Source organism: Psychrobacter cryohalolentis K5 (assembly GCF_000013905.1).
Taxonomy (GTDB): domain Bacteria; phylum Pseudomonadota; class Gammaproteobacteria; order Pseudomonadales; family Moraxellaceae; genus Psychrobacter; species Psychrobacter cryohalolentis.
The window spans coordinates 95,046-107,075 of sequence record NC_007969.1; the positions used below are offsets into that span (position 1 = coordinate 95,046).

Below are 12,030 nucleotides of genomic sequence, written 5' to 3' on the forward strand. Positions count from 1 at the left end.
ATATGACTGTCTGATCGTCAAATATAAAGAGTTATTCTTTGAATTTGACCGTCCCACTGGTTCCGGTAATCATAGCGCCACGAGTTAATTGGTCTTCAAGATGGTTCTTTGCGCTGATCTCATCAGGATCAGGGCGATGTTCAGTATGCCCGCATAGCGTACATTCAATATATTCATCAGGCGCTGGCACAACGATATTGACTTGTACTACCGCATCCATGACCTGACATTTCGGGCAGCGAACGCCCGCTAAAAACTGCCGCTTTGGACGCGTTGATTGATAGCGCATTTAAATCACCTCGCGTGTTATTGAGGCATTGGCAGCCGTACTACTTTTAGTCTGGTCTTTAGTATCAGAAAAACCGCTATGACGTAGCAAAGCATCAATACTGGCGCTACGACCACGGAAGTTTTCGAAATTCACCTTAGCTGGAAAACTACCGCCCACTGATAAAATAGTCTCACGGAAGGCTTTACCTGTGATGGGATTAAAAATGCCGTCTTCTTCAAATTTACTAAAAGCATCAGCAGACAACAGCTCTGCCCATTTATAAGAATAATAACCAGCGGCATAACCACCAGCAAAAATGTGACTAAAGCCATTGGCAAAGCGGTTGTAATCAGGCGTCTGTAAAATGGCAATATCATTACGTACGCTGTTAAGCGTAGTCAAAATACCTTCATAATCGAGCGCCGGCGTGTGCGCATGGATCAACAAATCAAACAAAGCAAATTCGATCTGACGGAGCGTTTGCAAACCACTTTGGAAGTTTTTGACTGCCAATAGTGCATCGAGTTTCTCTTTTGGTAATGGCGTGCCAGTTTCGACATGACTGCTAATAAGAGCAATACCTTCCGCGTCCCACGCCCAGTTTTCCATAAACTGACTCGGCAGCTCGACGGCATCCCATTCTACGCCATTGACCCCAGCGACATCACCGACCGTCACTTGGGTTAATAAATGATGAAGACCATGACCAAACTCATGAAACAAGGTGACAACTTCATCATGAGTCAATAAGCTTGGCTTACCATCGAGTGCTGGGGTGAAGTTACCGACCATAAAGCACACTGGTAACTGTTGGTGGTTTTGCTCTTCATAACTATAACGTGACTGAAAGCCACTCATCCAGGCGCCGCCGCGTTTACCACTACGGGCAAATAAATCAAAGTAAAAACCGCCAAGCAAGTTATCATCAGCATCAAATAACTGATAAAAACGCACCTCATCATGCCAGCGTAATACGGATTCATTTTGCTCTTGTACTTTGATACCGTATAAACGCTCAACGATAGCGAATAAACCGCTAATCACTTTTGGTAATGGGAAATACGGGCGAATCTCTTCTTGTGATAAGCTGAACTCGCTTTGTTTGACCTTTTCGGCGATATAAGCACTGTCCCACGGCTGCAAATCTTCAATACCGTAATCTTGCGCATATTTTTGCAATTGCGCCAAATCTTGCGCAGCAGTTGGCGTTGCTTGCACTGCTAAATCACGTAAAAAGGTTTCTACTTCTGCCACGCTGTCTGCCATTTTGGTCGATAGCGATACCTCTGCATAGTTATCAAAACCCAATAGTCTGGCTTTTTGTTCACGTAACTGCAAAATCTCACTCATGATATTTGCGTTATTTAGAGACTGACCTTTAGCATTAGTATGATCATCAAACTCAGAGGCGCGAGTGACATAGGCACGATATAACGTCTCGCGTAAGTTGCGATCATCGGCATGGGTCATAATGGCAAGATACACAGGAATATTTAAGCTTGCCACATAATAAGGCATCGGTAAGGTATCAACCTCTGTTTGCGTGAGCGAACCATTTGCAAGCTGGCTTGTTTTATATTGCTCACCTGCATCGGCCAATAGCGCCAAACCACTTTCAGTCAAACCTGCTAACTGCTCTGTTTTAAGCGGCAACGCATAAGCTTGAGTGGCGTCTAAAACATGGTCTGAGAAAGTGGCTGATAACGTAGGCAGCTTACTTTGAGTGACTGCAAATTTATCTTGCTCAGCTTTTGGTAATGCGACCCCTGATAACTCAAAGCTACGTAGCGCAAGCTCAATAGCTCGTGCTCGTGCCGGCTCAAGCGCTGCGAAGAAAGCTTTATCATTGACAATCGCTTGATAACGACTAAATAGCGGCTGATGCTGCCCAACGCGCGTACCGTAAGCTGATAGCTTTGGTAACAGCTCATGATGGACATGGCGGATCTCATCATTACTCATGACACTATTCAGATGCGACAAAATGCCCCAACTTCGATCCAATGCCAAATTGATGTGGTCAAAGTTTTTTATATCACTTAGCGCTTGCTCAGCGTCTATCGAGGTAGACGTATCCTTGCTATCTGTACACACCGTCAACTCATCTAAAAACGCATTAGCCGTGTCAATGGCGCTGATTACTTGCTGTTGTAAAGTGCTTGGTGCAGTATCGGCAAAATCGACAAGATGTAACTTTAAAGAAATAGAAGTCATAAAAGGTTCCGTTATAAATAATGAGTTTGACAGATAAAAGGGTTTAATTTGGCGTAATTATTCAAATCGTTCAAATGATTAACAGGCATTACTGTTTATATTTTAAAGATATATTAATATCAAGGTTTCTCAAAGTTAAATAGCTTGATGTAAGGCTAATCGTTATGGGGTATTGATAACCATTGTTAATAATCAGCATTGTAATATTTAAATGATGGGTCTTCATTAATGAAAATACAAGCTGAAAGCTTGAGCTTTGATAAGCTGTTAATCAAGTGACCTTTATTAAGGCTACTGTTATTAAGGTTATTGTGGCAAGCGTTGATATTATTTACAAAGCATCATCATTTGCTTGCAAATTAACCCTATAGCTTGTGTGGTCAAGTTGGTAGTGTAATAGGATAACAGGCGTTAATAGTGCTGTAGTATGAATAGCCTGTTAAGCATGCTATGTTATTAAGAGTATGCAGTCGCCTGACCGCAAAAATCTAGAATAAGTAACAGGCAAGGCGTACCAAAAGTAGTATTGGAAATTTATAGTCATAAAACAAGGAGTATTAAATGAAAGCAACTCTTAAAAGCTTACGTGAGACAAAGGCGAATCCAGCAGTCAGTATTTTTGTCAAAACGCACCGTGAACACCCTGCTAATGACAAAGACCCTATTGCCCTAAAAAACCAATTAAAAGTCGTCGAAGAACGTCTAACCAATGAGTATGACAAGCGTACGGCAACCACTATCTTAGACAATATCCATGCTAAGACCAAAGAGCTGAATCATAATCTTAATCTAGATACCTTAGCTATTTTTGCTAGTACTGACGATGTGCAAGTGATCCGTATGCCTATTGATACCACTGAGCGCGTGGTTATCTCACATCGTTTTGCGACCCGTGATTTAGTGCGTGATATGGCAAGCGCTGTGCATTATTATACTTTGGTATTGACTCGTGATAAGGCACGTTTAATTGAAGCCTCTAATGATCGCGTGATACGAGAGTTCGATCTAGACGATACTGCCCAAAATAATATGGAAAACATTCCTTTTCCTATCGACAATAATGGACTTCATACGACAAGCGATGGCGGATCAGATCGCTCAGCGAATAATGAGAGTAGTGCGTTAAAAGAGTTCTTTAACCAAGTAGATAAGAGTGTTCAAGAGCTGTGGGGCGAGCATAAAATGCCGCTAGTCGTAGTCGGTGATAGCAAAAATATTGGCTACTATAAAGATGTTTGTGACCGTCCGGATAATATCATCGCTACGGTATCAAATGCCACCAATCTAGATGAGGGTGGTGCACAGCATGTTATCAATAGTGTACAAGAAGCAGTAGAAGGTTATCGTACCTCCTTACACCAAGCGGCACTGGGCGAGATTGATAAAGCGCGCGGGGCGAACAAACTACAGACTGATTTGCAAGAAGTCTATCGCAGTGCTTTTCAGGGTATAGGCGATACCTTGTATGTCCGCCGTGGCTATATTCAACCAGCCAAAATTGATGAAAAAGCGCAAACGCTAAGTCTTGCGGACGACTCAAGTGCAGAAGGTATCACTGATGATGCTATTGGTGAAATCATTGAGCATGTCATTCATAATGGCGGTAAAGCGGTCTTTATGCCACAAGATATTATGAATGCAGACCAACCCATTGCTCTTGTCACCCGCTATTAATAGATGACATAGGCTCAGTAACGAATTAGCCATTGGTCATTGATAGCACATAGGTATAGTATGAGAGCATTGGTTCAGTATGAGCCAATGCTCTTTTTACATGTATGGTTTTCTAGTGCCTCGATTCTATTTCAAACGATTATTTTTTATTTTAAGCTGACCATATTCAATACCCAATATCTACTCTATAAATACTGAGTTTATGACTACTACCATTATGACTAATACCACCTCTTTTGTACTCACAAGTTATAACATTCATAAAGGCATGTCGCCTATGAATCGCCAGGTCAAAGTTCAGGGTATCGCCCAAGCACTTGATATTATAGGTTCCGACATACTCTGCCTACAAGAAGTACAGGGGCAAAACCTTAAGCGCAATATTCAATATAACGAGTACCCTGACCAGTCTCAGCACGAATGGTTTGGTGAATATCTGCAACTAGAAAACAGTTATGGCAAAAATTCAGAGTACGATAACGGCCATCATGGCAATGCTGTATTGAGCCGATTTCCACTTGATCCCAAGCACAACGTCAATATTACGGTCAATAAGCTTGAGCAGCGCGGGGTTTTGCATTGTGAAGTGCAGCCGGTAGGTTGGGAGGTGCCAGTGGTGGTTTTATGCGCCCATTTAAACCTATTTGAGCGCGATCGTATCAAGCAATATGAAGCGATTTCTAACTATGTCAGAGATGAGATTGCCCCTGACCAGCCACTGATTTTGGCCGGCGATTTTAATGACTGGAAAAAAATGTCTTGTGATAGATTGGCATCAAGCTTGGGTATGACGGAAGCTTTTAAACATTGTCACGGCAAGCTGCTGCCTACCTTTCCAGCAAAGCTACCTGTATTGAGCTTAGACCGTATCTATGTCCGTAATCTCAGAATAAAAGATGCTTGGGTACATACGGGTAAACCGTGGTCAACCCTGTCTGATCATCTGCCTTTGAGTGCAGAACTGGCGTTGCTATAGAGTAAAAATTATTAATGGAATAAAGAACGCTAAACTAAAATAAACAAGGATGATAAATAATGTCTGATAAAAGCATGCCAATGACTCAAAATGCCGTACTCATACGTGAGTTTGGTGAACCTGAAGTCATGATATACCAAGATGATGTTGCCGTACCTGATTTGACAGATGATCAAGTGCTGGTAAAAGTTGCTTACGCCGGTATCAATCCAGTCGATTATAAAACTCGTCAAGGTAAAGGCTGGGGCGCTACCAACATCCAAAAAGATAAGTTTGATCATAATCAACCAGCGATTTTGGGTTTTGATATGTCAGGCACAGTAGTTGACAGTCAAAGTAAAAAATTTGCCGTTGGTGATAAAGTCGCAGCATTAACTTTTAACGGTGGATGCTATGCTGAATATGTCGCTGTTGATGCTAAAATGCTGGCACGTGTACCTGAAGCTGTCACCTTAGAGCAGGCAGGCGCATTACCTTGTATCGGACAAACGGCGCTACAGTTTGTTGAGTTTGCTGATATCAAAGAGGGCGAGCATGTAGTGATGAATGCCCCAGCAGGCGGTGTTGGTCATCTATTGATACAGCTTTTGATGAAAAAAATCGCTAAACATAATATCAAAGTCACGCTTATTTGTTCAGCAGAAAAGTATAAAAAACTGGATAGCTTGATAGATACTAATCAGCTTACAGGCTGGATTGACTACACCAAAAATGATTCGTTCCCTGAGCTGCAAGCCGACGTCTTATTGGATTTGGTCGGTGATGAAGCGGGTGTAAGGGCGCTAGACGTTGTCAAAGAGTCTGGACGTGTATATGTACTACCAACAATTTGGGTAGATAAACTCAAAGGAGCAGGCAGTCAAAAAAACCTAAGCGTTGAAGGTTATGCGGCTCAGCGTAATGGTGAGGATATGGCACGAGTGCTACAGCTGGTAGCAGATGGTCAACTGACTTTACGTTTGCAAAAGACTTATCCATTGTCAGAAGTCGTTATCGCCCATCATGAGCTGCAAAAAGGCGATGCTTTTGGTAAATTGGTATTGAAAGTCAGTTGAGCCGAGGTTGATTGGATAATAGATTTAGCTAATGGTTAGCTTCGATTATTTGGATATATTTGCCGAAAGGTTAGGCTAATGCGTCCTGTGGTTACCTTTTTAGTCTTGGTAATACTGTGCTTCCAAAAGCTTTGGGTATCACCATGCATGACAATTAGCTGACCTGACTCAAGATAAAGCTCAACTTTATCTTGAGTTTTTTTATGCTTAAAGACAAATTTACGCGTAGCACCAAGAGATAATGAAGCAATAACTGGTTGCTCACCAAGCTCTCGTTCATCATCGGCATGATAGCCCATACCATCCTCACCAGAAGGATAATAGTTGAGTAAACAGGAATTAAAATTGGCATCAATTCCAAGATCTAATAATTTCTGTTCGATATGATGTTTCACATGAAACACAGTATCTGTCCAAGGTATGGTTTGACGCGTATGACCAGAGTACTGATAATCAATATCGCTATCACCCATCCAAACGATTTGACGCGTTGTGATATGTGTCTTGCCAAATAAAGTAACGATATCTTCTTGCCAAGGTAACTCAGTCACCAAGTTATAAAATAAAGGGCTGGGATAATCGATCACAATACCTAAATCATTTACCAGACCGTCATAAGGCAAAAGGTTGTCAGTCAGCTTGGGCGCAAAAATGTCAGTCATAGGTCAGCTTATTTATTGCTCTGATAATGCTCATTAATAATTTGAGCGCAGATTTCTGGCGCCTCCATGGGTAATAAATGTCCATACTCTGGTAAGGAAATAATACTGCTATCAGGAACAAATTTGTGCCATTGTTTACGTACTTTTGGATTAATAAATAAAGTAGGTTTGCCAGTAATCAAAGTATAAGGGCAGCTTAGCTTTTTAAGCGCCGCATCAATATGAGGGGCACCAAAATAATTAGCTAACTCTTGTTCTGGTGAGAATAGCAGAGTATAGCTACCGTCATTGTTAGTGCTCAGGTTTTGTGTAGCAAAGGTTTTTAGGTTTATATCACTAATACGTTGATATGCCCGCTGCTCCCTCAAGTGATCGAAGTATTCCTGAATACTTGCCCAAGTGGTTTGCTTAGTTACTGTACTTTTAAAGGGTTCTTGGCTTAGTAAAAACTGCCGCGGCAACAGATTATATATTCTTGCTTGTTTTTTGGTAAAGGTAACAGGCTCGATAAGGTAGAGCTCTGAGAAAAGCTCTGGACGCTGAGCCGCCGCTATTGCAGTAGCAGTTGCGCCCTGCGAGTGTCCAATGCCAACAACTGGTTTATCTTGGGTTTTTTCTAAAAACTCAATCAGCATCTCAGCATCTTGCTCACGCGTTAGGCGGCGTGCTTGCGGTTTATCGTACCAATAGCCGCGTAATGCCAATGAGCTCAGCTCAAAGCTGGCTGCCAGCTCATTTAACAATGGTGTATAAGTACCAACGGTAAAGCTGTTACCCCCATAAAAATGGGCAGGCGCACGTTTATAATCAGTTTGATTGGCTGACCCTAGTTGCTGTAAGTCATAATAGCGAGCCTGTCTGCCAGCAAGGTTGATGCGATTTGTATAAGCTTCCATAAAATAAACACGTCCCTGTGAGAAGTTACTCTTAATAAAGCGCTTTTAATTAACTGTCTTCACCTAAGAAGCCGCCGCTTTGGCGATGCCATAATCGTGCATAGATACCATGTAGATTCAATAGTTCATCATGGCTGCCTTGCTCAATAATTTGACCTTTATCCATCACAACCAGTCTATCAAGAGCAGCAATGGTTGATAAGCGATGGGCGATGGCAATAACTGTCTTGCCAGTCATAATATCGTTCAGGCTTTCAGTAATTGCAAATTCGATCTCAGAATCGAGCGCACTGGTGGCTTCATCTAACAGTAGAATAGGCGCGTTTTTTAGCATAACACGTGAGATGGCAATACGTTGACGCTGCCCACCCGAAAGTTTGACGCCGCGTTCACCAACTTGAGTATCCAGCCCCATGTTGCCTTTATCATCATATAAATCTTTGATAAAGTCCCATGCCTGAGCTTGTTTTGCTGCGATGATAATCTGCTCGTCAGTAGCATCAGGACGACCATAAGCAATATTTTCGCGTACGGTACGATGTAATAAAGAGGTATCTTGGGTCACCATGCCGATTTGCTGACGTAAGGACTCTTGGGTCACTTCATCAATCGCCTGACCATCAATGAGGATTTTACCTTTATCGACATCAAAGAAGCGTAAGAGTAGATTGACCAAGGTGGATTTGCCGGCACCTGAACGTCCAACCAGACCGATTTTTTCGCCGGGTTTGATGTCCAAGTAAAAATTATCGAGAAGTTTGATAGTAGACGTGGCTGATAGGTTACCGTCGTTTAAATTTCCACCATCGTTATTGTCTGTATCATCGCTGTCATTCTCATAACTGAAGTCAACATGATCGAAGACGATACGACCTTCTGTGACTTTTAAAGCTGGTGCATTGGGTTTGTCAATGATGGTTTGCGGTGCAGATAAGGTACGCATACCGTCCTGTACCGTACCGATACTTTCAAACAAACTTGCCGTCTGCCACATAATCCAGCGCGTTAAACCATTCAAGCGTAGCGCCATAGCAGTTGCAGCAGCAATAGCACCGACACCAATGGCTTCTTGTTGCCATAAATACAAGCCAATACCAGCAGTACTACTGACCAAAACAACACTAATCAAATGCGTTGAAAACTCAAGATAGCTGACCCAGCGCATTTGTGCATGGACGGTACCCAAAAACTGCCCCATGGCGTTTTTGGCGTAACTGAGCTCACGGCGCGAGTGACTAAACAGCTTGACGGTCATAATATTGGCGTAGGCATCAGTAATGCGCCCCGTCATCAAGGCGCGAGCATCTGCTTGTACAATAGCCGTTTGTTTGAGTTTAGGTATGAAATACCACATCGCAAGCCAAACTAATACAAACCACGCGATAAAGGGAATCAGTAGCAAACTATCAAGATTGAAGAGAATGATACCTGAAGTAATAAAATAGACAGCGACATACATAAACATGTCAGTAACTGTCATAACGGTATCACGTACTGCCAATGCGGTTTGCATCACTTTAGCAGAAACGCGACCGGAGAATTCATCTTGATAAAACTGCATCGATTGACCAAGCATACGCTGATGAAAACGCCAGCGCATCTGCATGGGGAATACCCCTTGCAAGGTTTGAAAATGGATAAATGAGGATAAGGCAATCCATAATGGGCTGACAATCATCACCGCCAGCATGAGCAGCAGCATGTCGCCTTTTTCTAGCCACAGATTTTGCGGGGTATAAACCCCAAGCCAGTCAACGATATTTCCAATCCAAGCAAAGAGCATGGCTTCGTAAATACCGATACCGGCTGACAAAATCATAAATAGCAGTAGCCAGCCGCGTAAACCATTGGTGCACGCCCACAGAAACTTTAGCATGCCATCACGAGGTGAGGGTAGTGGCATCGGTGTTTCAGGGAAGGCCGGCAGGCGATTTTCAAAAAAGCGAAATAGAGCGTTCATAGGCAATAGCAATACGTCAAGAAAAGCGTGAATAGACGCAATCTTGAGCAATTATATAGGTGAGTGAGTAGTGTGCTATTTTAGCAAATCTTGACCAACACGCTTACAGGCTAATTGTAATTTGAACGCATCAGACACTCATAGAACCATTTGATGATACATGGGCATAAATAGCTTGCTGCATAAGAAATATATTGTTACATTCTATGGTTTTTCTCCTTTTAAATTAACACTGATATATACCCTTGATATGATGGATGACTAAGGTAAAGCGTTATGATGTATTTAACGATAGCAGTGCTGTGTAGCGTTGCCGTCTCTGTGTTACTTAAAATATTGCGCCAACGTGATATTGATATTCGTCAAACCATCGTTGCCGGTTATCCGGTCGCCTTTTTATTGACTTGGTTTTTACTCAAGCCAGACGTCAGTGACATGAGTGCCCTTGGCGGAGCATGGGCAATTATTATCGGCCTTGGTGTACTACTGCCTGCGGTATTTATTATACTCGGGCGCGCGATTGAAGCGGTTGGCATGGTAGCTACTGATGCCGCTCAGCGATTGTCACTAATTATTCCTATTGTCGCCGCTTTTTTATTATTTGGTGAAGTATTGACAGGCATACGCGTTTTTGGCTTATTGCTCGGGTTTTTGGCGCTCGGGGCGCTGATTTATCGTCCGCAGCATGGTGAGATTAGCAAACAAGCCAAACATACACCGCTATGGTTGTTTGGCGTCTGGGTAGGCTATGGCATTATTGATATTCTATTTAAACAAGTTGCCAAGCAAGGTGCTGCCTTTCCACTGACACTATTTGTCAGTTTTGGGTTGGCAGGCCTGCTATTGTTGATTTATCTGCTCATCATGCGCGTACGCTGGCAGGGCAATGCACTTGCAGCAGGGATATTACTTGGTGCGCTAAATATGGGTAATATTTATGCTTATATTCGCGCTCATCAAGTATTGTCAGAATCACCAAGTATCGTCTTTACTGGGATGAACGTTGGTGTGATTGCTGTTGCTACTCTTATAGGCGTTGGAGTATTTAAAGAATCACTCAACCGTATCAATATATTGGGTTTATTATTGGCGATTTGCTGTGTCGCAGTCTTGTTTTTGGCGTAGATATCTTTGGCGTAATATAGGTATGACAACAATTTTATAAATGCTTTTGCCGTTCAGTTATAGGCACATATAGCATCCTATGGTAAGGTTATCTACGAACAGTTAAACTAATATCAGCTAAAAATATCATTTGTGACACTTGACCTCAATAAATAAAATAGGATGCTCTTTCCATGGAATACCAAAAGCAATTACAACGTATCAAAAATGGTTCAGGATTTATCGCAGCCCTTGACCAAAGTGGTGGCAGCACGCCAAAAGCGTTAGAGAATTATGGGGTTATGGGCGATGCCTATGACAATGACGAAGCCATGTTTGACCAAGTGCATGAGATGCGAGCGCGTATTATGACGTGCGACTGCTTTGATAATGAGCGGGTACTTGGGGCGATTTTGTTTGAAGATACTATGGAGCGCGCGGTCAATGGCAAGCCCACTGCCAACTATTTATGGGAAGACAAGCAAATCGTCCCGTTTTTAAAGGTGGATAAGGGCTTAGCAGAGCGTATGAATGGCGTGCAAGTCATGCGCCCGATGCCAAATCTAGATCTATTATTGGACAAAGCAAAAAATTATCCAGTATTTGGTACTAAAATGCGCTCCGTGATTTATGAGCCAAGTGTTGATGGCATTGAGTTGGTTGTCCAACAGCAGTTTGACGTAGCAAAACAAATCCTATCAAAGGGTCTAATGCCGATCGTTGAGCCAGAAATTGATATCAATAGTGATAAAAAGCATGATTGTGAGCTGATTCTTAAAACCAGTATTTTGCATAATCTTGAGCGCTTAAATGATGAGCAACAAGTGATGCTCAAGCTGACCTTGCCTGAAGAAGCTGGATTTTATCAAGAACTGATTGATCATCCAAAAGTATTGAAAGTCGTGGCATTATCGGGTGGTTATAGTCGCACGGATGCCTGCGCAAAATTGAAGCAAAATCCGGGTATGATTGCTAGCTTCTCGCGTGCCTTTACTGAAGGCTTGAGCAAGCAGCAAAGCGATCAAGAATTTGCTGATACTATTAACACTTCGATTAATGAAATTTATCAGGCTTCTAAAATTTAACTTGTAAAGTCTAATTTGAAATTTTAAGTTTAAAGCATTCATCTATTAGTATAAAAAAAGCCCCTGTTATGTGCAGGGGCTTTTTTTATACTTGAACAATAGTTGTTAGCGTTGTATTTCTATACTTTTTTAT

10 protein-coding genes are annotated in these 12,030 nt (G+C 42.2%); 5 read left to right on the forward strand and 5 right to left on the reverse strand.

What is annotated here, in order from left to right:
• Positions 1 to 31: 31 nt before the first annotated feature.
• Together PCRYO_RS00430 and PCRYO_RS00435 are read right to left on the reverse strand one after the other, a co-directional pair.
• Positions 32 to 289, reverse strand: coding sequence for a YheV family putative metal-binding protein (locus PCRYO_RS00430; RefSeq protein WP_011512458.1), 258 nt, complete (start codon positions 287 to 289; stop codon positions 32 to 34).
• Entirely contained in the window at positions 290 to 2,485 is a 2,196-nt protein-coding gene (locus tag PCRYO_RS00435) for a M3 family metallopeptidase (protein ID WP_011512459.1), read from the reverse strand. It lies immediately after the preceding gene.
• 561 nt (positions 2,486 to 3,046) lie between these two features.
• Between PCRYO_RS00435 and PCRYO_RS00440 the strand changes: the two genes are divergently transcribed.
• From PCRYO_RS00440 to PCRYO_RS00450, 3 genes are all read left to right on the forward strand, one after another.
• Positions 3,047 to 4,159, forward strand: a complete 1,113-nt coding sequence (locus PCRYO_RS00440; protein WP_011512460.1) for a hypothetical protein — start codon at positions 3,047 to 3,049, stop codon at positions 4,157 to 4,159.
• A 217-nt stretch (positions 4,160 to 4,376) separates the two neighbouring features.
• Positions 4,377 to 5,135: an endonuclease/exonuclease/phosphatase family protein gene (locus PCRYO_RS00445; protein ID WP_041752899.1), complete on the forward strand. Its 759-nt coding sequence runs from the start codon at positions 4,377 to 4,379 to the stop codon at positions 5,133 to 5,135.
• 59 nt (positions 5,136 to 5,194) lie between these two features.
• The gene (locus tag PCRYO_RS00450; RefSeq protein ID WP_011512462.1) at positions 5,195 to 6,190 is read left to right on the forward strand and encodes an NADP-dependent oxidoreductase; all 996 of its coding nucleotides are present in this window, start codon (positions 5,195 to 5,197) and stop codon (positions 6,188 to 6,190) included.
• 35 nt (positions 6,191 to 6,225) lie between these two features.
• Here the strand turns inward: PCRYO_RS00450 and PCRYO_RS00455 are convergent, their stop codons facing one another.
• From PCRYO_RS00455 to PCRYO_RS00465, 3 genes are read right to left on the reverse strand one after another with little or no spacing between them, the layout of a single operon-like run.
• A complete protein-coding gene (locus tag PCRYO_RS00455; protein WP_011512463.1) occupies positions 6,226 to 6,852 on the reverse strand; it encodes an alpha-ketoglutarate-dependent dioxygenase AlkB family protein in 627 nt (208 codons plus the stop codon).
• Positions 6,853 to 6,860: 8 nt separating this feature from the next.
• Positions 6,861 to 7,748: an alpha/beta fold hydrolase gene (locus PCRYO_RS00460; RefSeq protein ID WP_011512464.1), complete on the reverse strand. Its 888-nt coding sequence runs from the start codon at positions 7,746 to 7,748 to the stop codon at positions 6,861 to 6,863.
• Positions 7,749 to 7,797: 49 nt separating this feature from the next.
• Positions 7,798 to 9,708, reverse strand: coding sequence for an ABC transporter ATP-binding protein (locus PCRYO_RS00465; RefSeq protein WP_011512465.1), 1,911 nt, complete (start codon positions 9,706 to 9,708; stop codon positions 7,798 to 7,800).
• 276 nt (positions 9,709 to 9,984) lie between these two features.
• Here PCRYO_RS00465 and PCRYO_RS00470 point away from each other — a divergent pair, with 276 nt between their 5' ends.
• Both PCRYO_RS00470 and PCRYO_RS00475 read left to right on the forward strand, forming a co-directional pair.
• Entirely contained in the window at positions 9,985 to 10,833 is an 849-nt protein-coding gene (locus PCRYO_RS00470; RefSeq protein ID WP_011512466.1) for a hypothetical protein, read from the forward strand.
• A 173-nt stretch (positions 10,834 to 11,006) separates the two neighbouring features.
• Positions 11,007 to 11,897, forward strand: coding sequence for a fructose bisphosphate aldolase (locus tag PCRYO_RS00475; RefSeq protein WP_011512467.1), 891 nt, complete (start codon positions 11,007 to 11,009; stop codon positions 11,895 to 11,897).
• Positions 11,898 to 12,030 lie beyond the last annotated feature (133 nt).